16 protein-coding genes are annotated in these 15863 nt (G+C 67.2%); 5 read left to right on the forward strand and 11 right to left on the reverse strand.

Going from position 1 to position 15863, the window contains the following annotated elements:
• Window positions 1–3 precede the first annotated feature (3 nt).
• The 3 genes from CFB82_RS12025 to CFB82_RS12035 all read right to left on the reverse strand — a co-directional run bounded on the left by CFB82_RS12025 (window position 4) and on the right by CFB82_RS12035 (window position 2864).
• A complete protein-coding gene (locus CFB82_RS12025; RefSeq protein ID WP_089484244.1) occupies window positions 4–792 on the reverse strand; it encodes a TatD family hydrolase in 789 nt (262 codons plus the stop codon).
• A 67-nt stretch (window positions 793–859) separates the two neighbouring features.
• On the reverse strand, window positions 860–1618 hold the full coding sequence (gene lolD / locus CFB82_RS12030; protein WP_083265898.1) for a lipoprotein-releasing ABC transporter ATP-binding protein LolD: 759 nt from the start codon (window positions 1616–1618) through the stop codon (window positions 860–862).
• Window positions 1611–2864 (reverse strand): lipoprotein-releasing ABC transporter permease subunit, encoded by a 1254-nt coding sequence (locus CFB82_RS12035; RefSeq protein ID WP_089484245.1) that lies wholly within the window; start codon window positions 2862–2864, stop codon window positions 1611–1613. Before CFB82_RS12035 ends, lolD begins: the two co-directional genes overlap by 8 nt.
• A gap of 150 nt (window positions 2865–3014) precedes the next feature.
• On the opposite strand from CFB82_RS12035, the gene CFB82_RS12040 reads away from it, so the two are divergent.
• The 5 genes from CFB82_RS12040 to CFB82_RS12060 all read left to right on the forward strand — a co-directional run bounded on the left by CFB82_RS12040 (window position 3015) and on the right by CFB82_RS12060 (window position 9749).
• Window positions 3015–4091: a regulator gene (locus CFB82_RS12040; RefSeq protein ID WP_179255399.1), complete on the forward strand. Its 1077-nt coding sequence runs from the start codon at window positions 3015–3017 to the stop codon at window positions 4089–4091.
• Between the two features lie 15 nt (window positions 4092–4106).
• A complete protein-coding gene (gene recJ, locus CFB82_RS12045; protein ID WP_089484246.1) occupies window positions 4107–5804 on the forward strand; it encodes a single-stranded-DNA-specific exonuclease RecJ in 1698 nt (565 codons plus the stop codon).
• 152 nt (window positions 5805–5956) lie between these two features.
• A protein-coding gene (gene prfB / locus CFB82_RS12050; RefSeq protein WP_105749870.1) for a peptide chain release factor 2 occupies window positions 5957–7061 on the forward strand; the annotation gives its coding sequence in 2 pieces (ribosomal slippage) (window positions 5957–6037 and window positions 6039–7061; 1104 coding nt in all).
• An 82-nt stretch (window positions 7062–7143) separates the two neighbouring features.
• Window positions 7144–8670 carry a lysine--tRNA ligase gene (lysS, locus tag CFB82_RS12055; protein ID WP_089484247.1) on the forward strand — a complete coding sequence of 509 codons (1527 nt, stop codon included), beginning with the start codon at window positions 7144–7146 and terminating at the stop codon, window positions 8668–8670.
• Between the two features lie 347 nt (window positions 8671–9017).
• Entirely contained in the window at window positions 9018–9749 is a 732-nt protein-coding gene (locus tag CFB82_RS12060; RefSeq protein WP_089484248.1) for a glycine zipper 2TM domain-containing protein, read from the forward strand.
• A 128-nt stretch (window positions 9750–9877) separates the two neighbouring features.
• On the opposite strand, the gene iscX is transcribed toward CFB82_RS12060, so the two are convergent.
• From iscX to iscR, 8 genes are all read right to left on the reverse strand, one after another.
• Complete coding sequence (gene iscX / locus CFB82_RS12065; RefSeq protein ID WP_011352557.1) at window positions 9878–10087, reverse strand: Fe-S cluster assembly protein IscX; 210 nt, start codon at window positions 10085–10087, stop codon at window positions 9878–9880.
• A gap of 19 nt (window positions 10088–10106) precedes the next feature.
• The gene (fdx, locus tag CFB82_RS12070) at window positions 10107–10448 is read right to left on the reverse strand and encodes an ISC system 2Fe-2S type ferredoxin (protein WP_011352558.1); all 342 of its coding nucleotides are present in this window, start codon (window positions 10446–10448) and stop codon (window positions 10107–10109) included.
• Window positions 10449–10536: 88 nt separating this feature from the next.
• Window positions 10537–12405, reverse strand: coding sequence for a Fe-S protein assembly chaperone HscA (gene hscA / locus CFB82_RS12075; RefSeq protein ID WP_089484249.1), 1869 nt, complete (start codon window positions 12403–12405; stop codon window positions 10537–10539).
• 54 nt (window positions 12406–12459) lie between these two features.
• Window positions 12460–12987, reverse strand: coding sequence for a Fe-S protein assembly co-chaperone HscB (gene hscB, locus CFB82_RS12080; RefSeq protein ID WP_089445940.1), 528 nt, complete (start codon window positions 12985–12987; stop codon window positions 12460–12462).
• 97 nt (window positions 12988–13084) lie between these two features.
• Window positions 13085–13408, reverse strand: a complete 324-nt coding sequence (gene iscA / locus CFB82_RS12085) for an iron-sulfur cluster assembly protein IscA (protein WP_012492710.1) — start codon at window positions 13406–13408, stop codon at window positions 13085–13087.
• 64 nt (window positions 13409–13472) lie between these two features.
• The gene (iscU, locus tag CFB82_RS12090; RefSeq protein ID WP_011352562.1) at window positions 13473–13880 is read right to left on the reverse strand and encodes a Fe-S cluster assembly scaffold IscU; all 408 of its coding nucleotides are present in this window, start codon (window positions 13878–13880) and stop codon (window positions 13473–13475) included.
• Window positions 13881–13948: 68 nt separating this feature from the next.
• Entirely contained in the window at window positions 13949–15172 is a 1224-nt protein-coding gene (locus CFB82_RS12095; protein WP_069248355.1) for an IscS subfamily cysteine desulfurase, read from the reverse strand.
• 64 nt (window positions 15173–15236) lie between these two features.
• Entirely contained in the window at window positions 15237–15776 is a 540-nt protein-coding gene (gene iscR, locus CFB82_RS12100) for a Fe-S cluster assembly transcriptional regulator IscR (protein ID WP_009691731.1), read from the reverse strand.
• Between the last annotated feature and the right edge of the window lie 87 nt (window positions 15777–15863).

Consider the following 15863-nt stretch of genomic DNA (forward strand, 5'->3'; position numbering starts at 1 on the left):
CGATTATGCGGACGAAAGTGCGAGTCGCGGCAGCGCGGCGAGCGCGTTAGCCGAAGTGCATAGGGACACCGCGCCGGCGTCGATCCCGCGCAGTTCGGCGAGCACGTCGCCGATGCGCGGCACCTGGTCGAGCGTGTTGCGGGATTTGTACGCCCATTCGGGCGCGATGTCGGGTGCGTCCGTCTCGACGACGATCGCCTCGAGCGGCAACTGCGCCGCGAGCCGGCGGATCTGCAGCGCGCGCGTGAAGGTCACATTGCCGCCGAAGCCGAGATGCAGCCCGTGCGCAAGATACGCTTCGGCCTGCTGGAAACTGCCGTTGAACGCATGCGCGATACCGCGCCGCACGCCGAACCGGCGCAGCCCGGCGAGCACGCGATCCTGCGACTTGCGCACGTGGCACAGCACGGGCAGGTCGAATTCGCGCGCGAGCTTGAGCTGCCCCTGGTAGAAAAACTGCTGCCGGTCTTCGTCGAGCCCCGGCACGAAATAGTCGAGCCCGATCTCGCCGATCGCGACGAAGCGCGGATCGTCGAGGCTCGCCTCGATCTCCATGCGCAGCAGGTCGAGATCCTCGTCGCGTGCGCGTGGCGTATACATCGGATGGATGCCGAGCGCGTAAACCGCGCCCGGTGTGCGTTGCGCGAGTTCGCGCACCGTCGTGAAGTTGTCGCGCCCGACGCTCGGGATCACGATGCGCGACACGCCGGCCGCGCGCGCCGCGTGCGCGACCGCGTCGCGGTCGGCGTCGAACTCGGCGGCATCGAGATGGCAGTGCGTGTCGATCCACATGGCGGCAGTCCTGCGCGCTGGCGCCGCACCGGGACCATCCCGGCAGCAGGCCAAGCGCGTTCGCTTCTTACACCGGCAGCGCCGGCTCCTCGTGCAGCACGCCGTCGCGCAGCCGCATGATGCGGTCGCAGCGCGCGGCGAGATCGGGATCGTGCGTGACGATCACGAAGCTCGTTTCGAGCGTCTCTGACAATTCGAGCATCAGGTTGAACACGGTATCGGCCGTCGTGCCGTCGAGGTTGCCGGTCGGCTCGTCGGCGAGCACGCACGCGGGCTTCGTGACCAGCGCACGCGCGATCGCGACGCGCTGCCGCTCGCCGCCCGACAGCTCGCCCGGGCGGTGCTTCGCACGCGGGCCGAGACCAACGCGTTCGAGCATCGCCTGGGCCTGCTCGCGCGCGTCCTCGGTCGTCATCCGGCGGATGCGCAGCGGCATCGCGACGTTGTCGAGCGCGGTGAACTCGGGCAGCAGGTGATGGAACTGATAGACGAAGCCGAGCGCGCGGTTGCGCAGTTCGTTGCGCTCGCGCTCGGCGAGCTGCGTGAACGGCTTGCCGAGCAGCGACACCTCGCCCGCGCTCGGCTCGTCGAGCCCGCCCAGCACGTGCAGCAGCGTGCTCTTGCCGGAACCCGACGCGCCGACGACCGCGAGCTTCTCGCCGCGCCGCACCGTCAGCTCGGTGTTGTTGAGCACCTGCACGTTGAAGCCGCCCTGCACGAACGCCTTCGTGATCCCGCGCGCCTGAAGCACGTATTCCTGCATACCTGCCGAATCCTGTTTGTTGTGTTGTCGTGAATCCGCGAATGCGGTCGCGCGATCATTCATAGCGAAGCGCCTCCGCCGGCTTCACCTTCGCGCCGCGCCAGCTCGGATAGAGCGTCGCGACCGCCGACAGCGCGAACGCGATCAGCCCGATCCGGATCACGTCGCTCGCGACGAGTTCGGACGGCAGCTCGCTGATGAAGTACACGGACGGCGGCAGGAACTGCACGCCGAACAGGTGCTCGATCATCGGGATCAGCCACGGGATGCTCCACGCGATCAGGCAGCCGAGCGCGACGCCCGACGCCGTGCCGACGAAGCCGATCGTCACGCCCTGCACGACGAAGATCTTCATGATCGACCCCGGCTGCGCGCCGAGCGTGCGCAGGATCGCGATGTCGGCCTGCTTGTTGGTCACCGTCATCACGAGCGACGACACGAGGTTGAACGCGGCCACCGCGATGATCAGCGTAAGGATGATGAACATCATCCGCTTCTCGATCTGCACGGCCGAGAACCACGTCTTGTTCTGCTGGGTCCAGTCGCGGACGTACAGGCTGCCCGACAGCGTATGCGACAGCTCGACCGCCACGTCCGGCGCCTTCTGCATGTCCTTCAGCCGCAGCCGCACGCCGGTCGGCGCGGCCATCCGGAACAGCGCCTCGGCGTCGCGGATGTTGATCATCGCGAGCGTGCTGTCGTATTCGTAGTGCCCGGACTCGAACACGCCGACGACCGTGAACTGCTTCAGCCGCGGCATCATGCCGGCCGGCGTGATCGACCCTTCCGGCGCGACCAGCGTGACCTTGTCGCCGACCGTCACGCCGAGGTTGCCCGCGAGCGCATCGCCGAGCACGATGCCGAACTGGCCCGGCACCAGCGCGCCGAGCTGGCCCGCCTTCATGTCCTTGCCGATGTCCGACACCTGCGGCTCGAGCGTCGGCTCGACGCCGCGCAGCATCACGCCGCTCACCGCGTCCTGGCGGGTGAGCAGCGCCTGCGCGTCGACGTACGGCGCCGCGCCGATCACCGACGGATTGCGGCGCGCTTCCTGCGCGGTCAGTTGCCAGTCGGGCATCGAGCCCGTCGGCGAGAACACCTCGACGTGCGCGAGCACCGACAGCATGCGGTCGCGCACTTCCTTCTGGAAGCCGTTCATCACCGACAGCACGACGATCAGCGCCGCGACGCCGAGCGCGATCCCGAGCATCGAAACGAGCGCGATGAAGGAAATGAAGCCGTTACCGGTCGTGCGTTTGCCGGCGCGCGTGTAGCGCCAGCCGATCTGCCATTCGTACGGAAGTTTCAAGCGAATCCTTTCTGCTGGTTACGGCGGGGAGGCGCCCCGCGGCCGGACCGCCGCCCGGTGGCGGCCACCGGCCCGGGCACGGTCGAAAAACGGCCGCCGGACGCGAACGGGCCGTCAGCCGGCCCGATCACGCGCGCAGTTTGCCATACAATGCGCACCATCATGCACGACCGACGCCTCCATTTTCTCGTTCCGTTCGCGCTGCCGTCGGCGGCCGATGCGGCCTCGTCCCTGCACACGCTGGACAGCCCCGCGCTCGAAAAGTTGCTCTCCCGCGCCAGCCTCGTCGAGCGCGTGGCCGGCGAGGACTTCCAGCGCACGCTGCCGCACGAGCGCTGGCTGGCCCGCCAGTTCGGCGCAACCCAGGGCAACGCCGCGGACGAGGCGCCGCTCGCGCCCTACATGCTGCTGGCCGACGGCGGCGATCCCGGCGCGCACGCGTGGGCTTGCGTCGAGCCCGTCCACGTCGAAATCGCGCACGATCACCTGGTGCTCGTCGATCCGGCGGCCCTCGCACTCGACGACGGCGACGCCGCCGCGCTGCTCGCGGTCGCGCGGCCGCTGATCGAGGAGCTCGGCGTCCGGCTCGAGGCGCCGAACCCGTCACGCTGGTACCTGTCGAGCGAGCAGCTCGCCCGCCTCGCCGGCGCCGCGCCGCTGCGCGCAAGCGGCCGCAACATCGAAATCTGGCTGCCGCACGAAGCCCATACGGGCGAGCGCTCGCGGATGTGGATGAAGCTGCAGAACGAAGTGCAGATGGCGTGGTTCCAGCATCCGGTCAACGAGGCCCGCGAGGCGCGTGGCCTGCCGGCCGTCAATTCGATCTGGTTCCATGCGCAGGGCACGCTGAAGCCGGTGGGCAAGCCGTTCGCGCGCGTGCTGTCCGCGTCGCCTGCGGCGCTCGGCCTCGCGCGCGCCGCGCAAGCCGACGCCGGCGCGCCGCCGGCCGCGTTCGGCGCGCTGGCCGCCGCCGATGGCGCGACGCTCGTCGAACTGCCGGCGCTGACCACCCCGTTCATCGAGCAGGACTGGGCGCGCTGGCACGACGGGCTCGCCGCGCTCGAGCGCGACTGGTTCGCGCCGACCCTTGCCGCGCTGCAGAACGGCGAGCTCGCGAGCGTCGATTTCACGCTGTGCGGCGATACGAGTTCCGTGACGCTGCACGCGACACGTGGCGACCTGCGCAAGTTCTGGCGCCGCCGCGCGCTGGCCTCCCTGTTCGAATAACAAAGCAGACCCCGTATGACCCGGATCGTTACCCGCCCCGTCGCGCCCGCCGACGCCGAAGTGCTCGCGCGCCACGGCCTGCATCCCGTCCTTGCGCGCCTGTACGCGTCGCGCGGCGTGCAGTCCCCCGCCGACATCGAGACCGCGCTGGCGCGACTCGTTCCGCCCACCGAGCTGAAAGGCTGCGCCGACGCGGCGTCGCTGCTCGCCGACGCGATCGCCGACAAGCGGCGCCTGCTCGTCGTCGCCGACTACGACTGCGACGGTGCGACCGCGTGCGCGGTCGCGGTGCGCGGCCTGCGGATGTTCGGCGCGCAGATCGACTACCTGGTGCCGAACCGTTTCGAATACGGCTACGGCCTCACGCCCGAGATCGTCGAACTCGCCGCCGCGCGCAAGCCCGACCTGCTGATCACCGTCGACAACGGCATCGCGAGCGTCACGGGCGTCGAAGCCGCGAACGCGCGCGGCATCGACGTGCTCGTGACCGACCACCACCTGCCCGGCGACGCGCTGCCCGCCGCGCGCGCGATCGTCAACCCGAACCAGCCCGGCTGCGCGTTCCCGAGCAAACACCTCGCCGGCGTCGGCGTGATGTTCTACGTGCTGCTCGCGCTGCGCGCCGAGCTGCGCCGCCGCGGCGCGTTCGCCAGCAAGGACGCCGAGCCGCGGCTCGACGGCCTGCTCGACCTCGTCGCGCTCGGCACCGTCGCCGACGTCGTACGGCTCGACGGCAACAACCGCGTGCTCGTCGCCCAGGGGCTCCAGCGCATCCGCAACGGCCGCATGCAGCCGGGCATCGCCGCGCTGTTCCGCGCCGCCGCCCGCGAAGCGCGCACGGCATCGGGCTTCGACCTCGGCTTCGGCCTCGGCCCGCGCCTGAACGCCGCCGGACGGCTGTCCGACATGTCGCTCGGCATCGAGTGCCTGATCACCGACGACATCGGCCGCGCGTGGGATCTCGCGCAGCAGCTCGACGTGATGAACCGCGAACGCCGCGAGATCGAGGCCGGCATGCAGCAGCAGGCGCTCGCCGATCTCGCCGACGTCGATCCGGCCGACGCGTGCACGATCACCCTCTTCAACCCCGCGTGGCATCAGGGCGTGATCGGCATCGTCGCCGGCCGGCTCAAGGAAAAATTCCACCGCCCGTCGTTCACGTTTGCGCACGCAGATGAAGAAGGCAAGCGGGTCAAGGGGTCGGGCCGCTCGATTCCCGGCTTCCACCTGCGCGACGCGCTCGACCTCGTGTCGAAACGCGAACCGGACCTGATCGTCGCGTTCGGCGGCCACGCGATGGCGGCCGGCCTCACGCTCGACACCGAGAACGTGCCGCGCTTCGCGGCCGCGTTCGAGGCCGTCGCGCGCGAATGGCTGTCCGACGACGCGCTCGCCCGCGTGATCGAGACCGACGGCGAACTCGAGGATGCGTACTTCACGCCGCAGTTCGTCGGGCTGCTCGACGAGGCCGTCTGGGGGCAAGGTTTTCCGGCCCCGCTTTTCTCGGGCGAATTCGACGTCGTGTCGCAGTCGCTCGTGAAGGAAAAGCACCTGAAGCTGCAACTGGCGCGCGGCCGGCAGCGCTTCAACGCGATCTGGTTCAACCACACGGAGCCGCTGCCGGAGAGCGCACTGGTCGCCTACCGCCTCGTCGCCGACACGTGGAACGGCGTCACGCGCGTCCAGCTGATCGTCGAACACGCGGCCGGCTGAGCGGCCGACCGTCCCGCGACGCGCCGCCGCACGCGTGCGCGCCGCGCCGGACGGGGCCGTCGACACACGTGCTGGCACCGTTTGCGTCACCGGGCAACCCTGCCGATCGGCTATAATTCCGCTTTTTTACGAAGCCGGAACAGCGAACGATCATGGAAGCGGAACGTCTCAACGCGATCGAAAGCTCCCTGCTCGACCTGCGCAATCGCGCGGGCGAGCTTCGGGGGTATCTTTGACTACGACGCCAAAGCTGCGCGTCTGACCGAAGTCAACAAGGAACTCGAAGACCCGAACGTCTGGAACGATTCGAAGAACGCCCAGGCGCTCGGCCGCGAGAAGAAGCTGCTCGAAGGCGTCGTCATGACGCTCACCGCGCTCGATAGCGACCTGCGCGATGCGCTCGACCTGTTCGAGCTGGCACGCGAGGAAGGCGACGAGGACACCCTCGTCGCATCGGAAGAAGACGCCGCGAAGCTCGAGGCTCGCGTGGGCGACATCGAGTTCCGCCGGATGTTCTCGAACCCGGCCGACCCGAACAACTGCTTCATCGACATCCAGGCCGGCGCCGGCGGCACCGAGGCGTGCGACTGGGCATCGATGCTGCTGCGCCAGTACCTGCGCTACTGCGAACGCAAGGGCTTCAAGGCCGAAGTGCTCGAAGAGTCCGATGGCGACGTCGCCGGCATCAAGAACGCGACGGTCAAGGTCTCGGGCGAATACGCCTACGGCTTCCTGCGCACCGAAACCGGCATTCACCGCCTCGTGCGCAAGTCGCCGTTCGACTCGTCGGGCGGCCGCCACACGTCGTTCTCGTCGGTGTTCGTCTACCCGGAAATCGACGATTCGATCGAAGTCGAGATCAACCCGGCCGACCTGCGCATCGACACGTACCGAGCATCCGGCGCGGGCGGTCAGCACATCAACAAGACCGACTCCGCGGTGCGGATCACGCACATGCCGACCGGCATCGTCGTGCAGTGCCAGAACGACCGCTCGCAGCACCGCAACCGCGCCGAAGCGATGGCGATGCTGAAATCGCGCCTGTACGAAGTTGAAATGCGCAAGCGGCAGGCCGAACAGGACAAGCTCGAATCGAGCAAGACCGATGTGGGCTGGGGCCACCAGATCCGTTCGTACGTGCTCGACCAGAGCCGCGTGAAGGACCTGCGCACGAACGTCGAAATGAGCAACACGCGAGCCGTCCTCGACGGCGACCTCGACGACTTCATCAGCGCGAGCCTCAAACAGGGCGTGTAAGCGCCGCGGCGCGACCCTGCCGGGTCGCGCCCCCTTGCCCTTCCCGTTTGCGTTGCCGCACCCACTCCGAATTCCGACCATCATGACCGAACCGACCCAAACGCAGCCCGCCGTCACCGCGGACGAAAACCAGATCATCGCCGAGCGTCGCGAGAAGCTGCGCGCGTTGCGCGAGCAAGGCGTCGCCTACCCGAACGATTTCCGGCCCGAGCACCACGCAGCCGACCTGCAGGCCAAGTTCGCCGATTCGGACAAGGCCGCGCTCGAAGCGAACCCGGTCGAGGTGTCGATCGCCGGCCGCATGATGCTCAAGCGCGTGATGGGCAAGGCAAGCTTCGCGACGGTGCAGGACGGTTCGGGCCAGATCCAGTTCTTCGTGACGCCGAACGACGTCGGCGCGGAAACCTACGACGCATTCAAGAAGTGGGACCTCGGCGACATCGTCGCCGCGCGCGGCGTGCTGTTCCGCACCAACAAGGGCGAGCTGTCGGTCCAGTGCAAGGAACTGCGCCTGCTGTCGAAGGCGCTGCGCCCGCTGCCGGACAAGTTCCACGGCCTGTCGGACCAGGAAATGCGCTACCGCCAGCGCTACGTCGACCTGATCGTCACGCCGGAAACGCGCGACACGTTCCGCGCCCGCACCAAGACGATCGCGTCGATCCGCAAGTTCATGGACAACGCGGAATTCATGGAAGTCGAGACGCCGATGCTGCACCCGATCCCGGGCGGCGCGGCCGCGAAGCCGTTCGTCACGCATCACAACGCGCTCGACATGCAGATGTTCCTGCGCATCGCGCCGGAGCTGTACCTGAAGCGCCTGATCGTCGGCGGCTTCGAACGCGTGTTCGAAATCAACCGTAACTTCCGGAACGAAGGCGTGTCGCCGCGTCACAATCCGGAATTCACGATGATGGAGTTCTACGCCGCGTACACCGACTACCGCTGGCTGATGGACTTCACCGAGCAACTGATCCGCCAGGCGGCGATCGATGCGCTCGGCACCGCGACCATCCAGTACCAGGGCCGCGAACTCGATCTGGCGAAGCCGTTCCACCGCCTGACGATCACGCAGGCGATCCAGAAGTACGCGCCGGACTACACCGACGGCCAGCTGTCGGACGACGCGTTCCTGCGCACCGAACTGAAGCGCTTCGGCGTCGACGTGTCGCAGCCGGCGTTCCTGAACGCAGGCATCGGCGCGCTGCAGCTCGCGCTGTTCGAGGAAACGGCCGAAGCGCAGCTGTGGGAGCCAACCTTCATCATCGACTACCCGGTCGAGGTGTCGCCGCTCGCACGCGCATCGGATACGGTGCCGGGCATCACCGAGCGTTTCGAGCTGTTCATGACCGGCCGCGAAATCGCGAACGGCTTCTCGGAGCTGAACGATCCGGAAGACCAGGCCGCACGTTTCAAGAAGCAGGTCGAGCAGAAGGATGCAGGCGACGAGGAAGCGATGTTCTTCGACGCCGACTACATCCGCGCGCTCGAATACGGGATGCCTCCGACCGGCGGCTGCGGGATCGGCATCGACCGTCTCGTGATGCTGCTGACCGACAGCCCGACGATCCGCGACGTGCTGCTGTTCCCGCACCTGCGCCGCGAAGACTGATCGCTGCACCCACGTGTGCGCCGCGCCCTGCGGCGCGCACGCGTCAGCTTTGTAACGACGCGTAAATCCCGCCAGCCGGCGTCCGCCGGCTTTCGATCCTCCCCCGTTTTATCCCCTCGTCGCGACGGCCTTTTCCGGGTTTTCCCTGTCATGGCTGCCGATGCGCCGCTGCAATTCGTTACACCTTGATACGGTGCGCCGCTGGGCCGTGGACGACACTCCTGTTGCGTCACCACGCATGACCACGGGACCAGAACGAGGCGCCGGAACGCCGAGTCTGCTCGCTCCCGAGCGTGGGATCCCGCTCCGGCGCAGCGCGCCGATCCGGATCGACATTGGAGAACAAAATGGACAACCAGAATCAGACCACGCCGCAAAAGCAACGCCTCCACCCGCTGATCGCCACCGCGGCCGGCGCCGTCATCGTCGCCAGCCTCGCGGCGACGGCAGCGATCACGGGCGTCTTCCCGAAAGCCACCAGCAGCAACGAACAGAACGGCCAGACCCAGGCCGCGCTGATCGCGTCGCAGCCGGCCGTCGATACGGCAGCTGCCGCCAGCGCCGCGCTGGCCGCGCAGGCCCGGCAGCAGGCGGCCGAACAGGCCGCCGCGCAGCAAAAGGCCGCCGCCGTCGCGCAGGCCGAGCCGAAGCCCGCGCCGCGTCCGACCGCACCGCATCGCCGTCACACGACGGCGCCGCAGCCGCCGCAATACGCGCAGCAACCGTCGGCGCCGGCGCAGACGTACTGCCAGAGCTGCGGTACGGTCGTCGCGATCACGCAGACGCGCACGCCGGGCCAGAGCTCGGGGATCGGTGCCGTGGGTGGCGCAGCGGCTGGCGGCTTGCTCGGCAACCAGTTCGGCAACGGCAACGGCCGCACGGCGATGACGATCATCGGCGCACTGGGCGGCGGTCTCGCCGGCAACCAGGTCGAGAAGCAGGTGCGCGCGGAAACCGACTACCAGGTGCAAGTGCAGATGGAAAGCGGCGCGACGCGCACGTTCACGTACCACAACCCGCCGCCGTTCGGCCAGGGCCAGCGCGTACGGATCCAGAACGGCACGCTGGTCGGCGCGTGATCGCGTGACGCCGCTGCCCGCGTCACGCGCGCGGGCAAGCGTCCTGAAAACGAAAACGGCTCGTGAGCGATTGCTCACGAGCCGTTTTCCATTGCCGGCCATCTGCGCCGTTGGGGCGCCCGCCAGGTTCAGTCCTCGTCGTCGAAGTCCGATTCGTCGATCCAGTGGGCCTGAATCGCTTCGAGGATCTTCTCGCCGGAGTGCGTCGGATCGTCGTTGAAGCCGTCGAGCTCGAGCACCCACTGGCGCAGGTCGACGAAGTTGATCCGCTGCGGGTCGATGTCCGGGTGCTTGTCCGCCAGCGCAATGGCTATTTCACGCGAATCGGTCCATTTCATCGCCTGCCTCCGGTTCCTGTCAGTGATTTTCCTTCGCGTGGTTGATCGAGTACTTCGGAATCTCGACCACCAGGTCCGAATCTTCCTTCACGATCGCCTGGCACGACAGGCGCGACGTCGGCTCGAGGCCCCACGCCTTGTCCAGCAGATCGTCCTCGTCCTCCTCGGACGGCGTCAGATCGTTGAAGCCTTCGCGGATCACCACGTGGCACGTCGTGCACGCACACGACTTCTCGCATGCATGCTCGATCTCGATCCCGTGTTCGAGCAGGTTGTCGCAGATACTCTTGCCGGGCGTCGCGTCGATCACTGCGCCGTCCGGGCACAGTTCGACGTGAGGCAGCACCACCAGTTGAGGCATGTCCGTTCCGTCAGTCAGGGTGCGGCGCCAGGCGCCGCACGGTTTATTATCGCGCGGGCCGTTGCCGGCCGATGCGCAGTTCGTGAGTTCAGATCTCGTCGAGCCGGCGGCCCGACAGCGCGCGCTTGATGCTCTTGTCCATCCGGCGCGCCGCGAATTCGTCGGTGCCGTCGGCCAGCGCCTTGGTCGCCGTTTCGATCGCGTTCGTATCGTCGCCTTGCGCGACCGCACGCAGCGCCGCGGCCAGCGCGTCGACTTGCGCGCGCTCGTCCGCGTCGAGCAGTTCGCCGTCGGCCGCCAGCGCGGCCTGCGTCGCCTCGAGCATCCGCTCGGCCTCGACCTGCGCTTCGCGCAGCGCGCGGGCGCGCATGTCGATTTCGGCGGTCTTGAAGCTGTCCTCGAGCATCTTCGCGATGTCGTCGTCGGCAAGACCGTACGACGGCTTCACGACGACCGACGCCTCGACGCCCGACAGCTGCTCGCGGGCGAACACCGACAGCAGGCCGTCCGCGTCCACCTGGTAAGTCACGCGAATGCGCGCGGCGCCGGCCGTCATCGGCGGAATCCCGCGCAGCTCGAAACGCGCGAGCGACCGGCAGTCGGCGACGAGCTCGCGCTCGCCCTGCACGACGTGGATCGCCATCGCGGTCTGGCCGTCCTTGAAGGTCGTGAATTCCTGCGCGCGCGCGATCGGAATCGTCGAGTTGCGCGGAATGATCTTCTCGACGAGGCCACCCATCGTCTCGACACCGAGCGACAGCGGAATCACGTCGAGCAGCAGCCAGTCGTCGCCGGTGCCGCGATTGCCTGCGAGCAGGTCGGCCTGGATCGCCGCGCCGAGCGCGACGACCTGGTCCGGATCGAGGTTCACGAGCGGCGGCTGGCCGAAATACTTCGCGACCGCATCGCGGATCACCGGCATGCGCGTCGCGCCGCCGACGAGCACGACACCCTTGATGTCGGCCGGCGTGACCTGCGCATCGCGCAGCGCCTTGCGGGTCGGCGTGAGCGTGCGCTGCACGAGCGGCTCGACGAGCGACGCGAACGTGTCGTGCGAGAGGGTCTGCACGAGGTGCGCGCCACCCGACAGCGTGACGTCGAGCGACGCCTGCGGCGCGGACGACAGCGCTTCCTTCAGCACGCGCACACGGTCGAGCAGCAGGCGCACGTCCTCGGGCGCGAGCGTCTTCGCATCGATGCCGGCCTGCGCGAGCACGTGATCGAACAGCGCATGGTCGAAATCGTCGCCGCCGAGCGCGGAATCACCGCCCGCGGCCAGCACTTCGAACACGCCCTTCGTCAGCTTCAGGATCGACAGGTCGAACGTGCCGCCGCCGAGGTCATACACCGCGTAGAGGCCTTCGGCCCCGTTGTCGAGACCGTAGGCGATCGCCGCGGCGGTCGGTTCGTTCAGCAGGCGCAGCACGTTGAGGCCCGCGAGGCGCGCGGCATCCTTGGTCGCCTGGCGTTGCGCTTCGTCGAAATACGCGGGCACCGTGATCACCGCGCCTACCAGGTCGTCGCCAAGCGAATCTTCCGCGCGATAACGCAGCGTCGCGAGAATCTCGGCCGACACTTCGACCGGGCTCTTCACGCCGTCGATGGTACGGATCTGCACCATGCCCGGCGCATCGACGAATTCGTACGGCGCGTTCGCCGCGCCTTCGACCTCGGCCTTGCCGCGGCCCATGAAGCGCTTGACCGACACGATCGTGTTGCGCGGATCGGTTGCGGCCTGCTCTTTCGCGTCGTGGCCAATGCGTCGGCCACCCTTCTCGAGATAGCGGACCACCGACGGCAGCAGCACGCGACCCGCCTCGTCGGGCAGGACTTCAGGCACGCTGTTGCGCACGGCCGCGACGAGCGAATTCGTCGTGCCGAGATCGATCCCGACGGCGAGTCGCCGCTGATGCGGCGCCGGCGCCATGCCCGGTTCGGAAATTTGCAGTAAAGCCATCTTGGTTCGTTCGGGCGCTCGGCCCGTTTGCTGCGCGTGCCGCAAGGCACGCGGTTAAGTTTCGAGGCGCTCGATCTGCGCGCCCACTTCCGACGCGACCCGTTCGATGAACATCAGTTGGCGCACGGCCTCGGCGGCCGCCTGATCGGCGCCGCTGTCGAGCAACGTGCCGAGGCGCTCCACCCGCACGCGCCGCTCTTCGCGCAACTCGGCGAGCAGCGCGTCGAGCGCGTCGACGTTGCGGGCGGCCGCGGCATCCTCGATGCCCTCGCGCCACTCCATCTGCTGCATCAGGAACGCGGGCTCCATCGCGGTGTTGTTTTCCGCGCCGATGTCGACACCGCGCAGCGACAACAGATACGACGCGCGCTTCAGCGGATCGCGCAGCGTGCGATATGCCTCGTTCGCGCGGGTGGCCCATTGCATCGCGATACGCTTCTGCGCGTCGCCGGCCGCCGCGAAGCGGTCCGGATGCACTTGCGTCTGCACTGTCCGATACGCGGCGTCGAGCGCCGCCTCGTCGAGCGCGAATTGCGCCGGCAGGTGAAACAGGTCGAAGTGGCTGTCTTTCAGCGAGACCATCGTCGCGTTCAATTCCGGTTCGTCGCGCGGCAAACGCCGCACATTAAAAAGGCGGCCCGTGCCGCCTCTTGCCCGCATCGCGCGGAGATCCGCGTGGTCACACGCGGAACGATTCGCCGCAGCCGCACTCGTCCTTCACGTTCGGGTTGTTGAACTTGAACCCTTCGTTCAGGCCTTCGCGTGCGAAGTCGAGCTCGGTGCCGTCGATGTAGGCCAGGCTCTTCGGATCGACGATCACCTTCACGCCATGACTCTCGAACACCTGATCCTCGGGAGCCAGCTCGTCGACATACTCGAGCTTGTACGCGAGCCCCGAGCACCCGGTCGTGCGAACGCCGAGCCGCAGGCCCATACCCTTGCCGCGACGGACGAGGTATTTCTGGACGTGCTGTGCTGCTTTTTCGGTCAGTGTAATTGCCATGATGTCCTTGCCGCGGCGCGCCACCGGGGCCCGCCGCGTTCCTTCTGAAGCCGCTCGATGCCGCTCAGGCTGCTGCCTGATCGCCTTCCGTGGTGTCGTGACGCTTCTTGTAGTCGGCCACGGCTGCCTTGATCGCGTCTTCCGCGAGGATCGAGCAGTGAATCTTCACCGGCGGCAGCGCGAGTTCTTCCGCGATCTGCGTGTTCTTGATCGACAGTGCTTCGTCGAGCGTCTTGCCCTTCACCCATTCGGTGACGAGCGAGCTCGATGCGATCGCCGAACCGCAACCGTAGGTCTTGAACTTCGCGTCTTCGATCACGCCGTCCGCGCCGACGCGGATCTGCAGCTTCATCACGTCGCCGCAGGCCGGCGCGCCGACCATGCCCGTGCCGACCGTGTCGTCGTCCTTCGCGAACGAACCGACGTTGCGCGGGTTTTCGTAGTGATCCAGAACCTTGTTGCTGTAAGACATGACTCAGACTCCTTGACTCGTTACGTCTGCGTGCGCGAATCCGCCCGCGGGTATGTTCAATCCGGCGCTCAGTGTGCGGCCCATTCGATCGTCGACAGATCGATGCCTTCCTGGTGCATTTCCCAGAGCGGCGAGAGTTCGCGCAGCTTCGCGATCTTGCTGTTCAGCAGGTTGATCACGAAGTCGACTTCCTGCTCCGTCGTGAAGCGGCCGACCGTGAAGCGGATCGAGCTGTGTGCCAGCTCGTCGTTGCGGCCGAGCGCACGCAGCACGTACGACGGCTCCAGCGACGCCGACGTGCATGCGGAGCCCGACGACACCGCGACGTCCTTGATCGCCATGATCAGCGACTCGCCTTCGACGAAGTTGAAACTGATGTTGAGGTTGTGCGGGACACGGCGCTCCATGTCGCCGTTCACGTACGTTTCCTCGATTTGCGACAGGCCGCGCAGCAGCTTGTCGCGCAGCATGCGGACGCGCTCGTTTTCCGTCGCCATTTCTTCACGTGCGATGCGGAACGCTTCGCCCATGCCGACGATCTGGTGCGTCGCCAGCGTGCCCGAACGCATGCCGCGCTCGTGGCCGCCACCGTGCATCTGCGCTTCGATGCGCACACGCGGCTTGCGGCGCACGTACAGCGCGCCGATGCCTTTCGGGCCGTAGGTCTTGTGCGCCGAGAACGACATCAGGTCGACCTTCAGCTTCGCGAGGTCGATCGCGACCTTGCCGGTCGACTGTGCGGCGTCGACGTGGAACACGATGCCCTTCTCGCGGCAGATCTCACCGATCGTCTCGATGTCCTGGATCACGCCGATCTCGTTGTTCACGTGCATCACCGACACGAGGATCGTGTCCGGGCGCAGTGCGGCCTTGAACGCGTCGAGGTCGATCAGGCCGTCATCCTTCACGTCGAGGTAGGTGACTTCGAAACCGTCGCGCTCGAGCTCGCGGCAGGTGTCGAGCACGGCCTTGTGCTCGGTCTTCACCGTGATGATGTGCTTGCCCTTGCCCTTGTAGAAGTTCGCGGCACCCTTGATCGCGAGGTTGTCCGATTCCGTTGCGCCGGACGTCCAGATGATCTCGCGCGGATCCGCGTTCACGAGCGCGGCCACGTTCTCACGCGCTTCCTCGACCGCCCGCTCCGCGTCCCAGCCATACGCGTGGCTGCGCGACGCCGGGTTGCCGAACTGCTCGCGCAGGTACGGCACCATCTTGTCGACCACGCGCGGGTCGACCGGCGTCGTCGCGCTGTAATCCATGTAGATGGGCAGGTGGAGAGTGTCTTGGGTCATCTGTCGCTCCGGGAATTCTGTGCAGGGACTATGTGCGTTATGGGGTATGGCGGCGCGTTCGCGCTCACGAACTCGCGATGTTGAACACCGAATTGGGGCCGAGCGGCATCGTGCGAACCGGCTCGGCCGGCGCCGCAACGGGCTCCGGCGTGCGCCGGTCGCGCAGCACCGCGGGTGCGCCCTCGCGAGCACGCTGCTGATCGACGAGATCCTGCAGCGACACCGAATCGAGGTATTCGACCATCTTCTGGTTCAGCGTCGACCACAGCTCGTGCGTCATGCAATGGCCGTCGGGCTGCTTCGAGCCGTCGCACGTGCCTTTGCCGCCGCACTGCGTGGCGTCGAGCGGTTCATCGACCGCGATGATGATGTCGGCAACGGTGACATCCTGCGCGCGACGCGCGAGGTTGTAGCCGCCGCCCGGGCCGCGCACGGATTCGACGATTTCATGCCTGCGCAGCTTGCCGAACAGCTGTTCGAGATACGAGAGCGAAATCCGCTGGCGCTGGCTGATGCCTGCAAGCGTCACCGGGCCCTGCTCCTGGCGCAGTGCCAAGTCAATCATCGCCGTGACGGCGAAACGGCCTTTGGTGGTGAGTCTCATGGTGTCTAGGGGACTGCAATCTTGACGATTTTGGTCAAGTATAAATATTTGACGATTTTAGTCAAGTATCCATGTCTTTGAAAGGGT

It is taken from the genome of Burkholderia sp. HI2714 (assembly GCF_002223085.1).
Classification (GTDB): Bacteria; Pseudomonadota; Gammaproteobacteria; order Burkholderiales; family Burkholderiaceae; genus Burkholderia; species Burkholderia lata_D.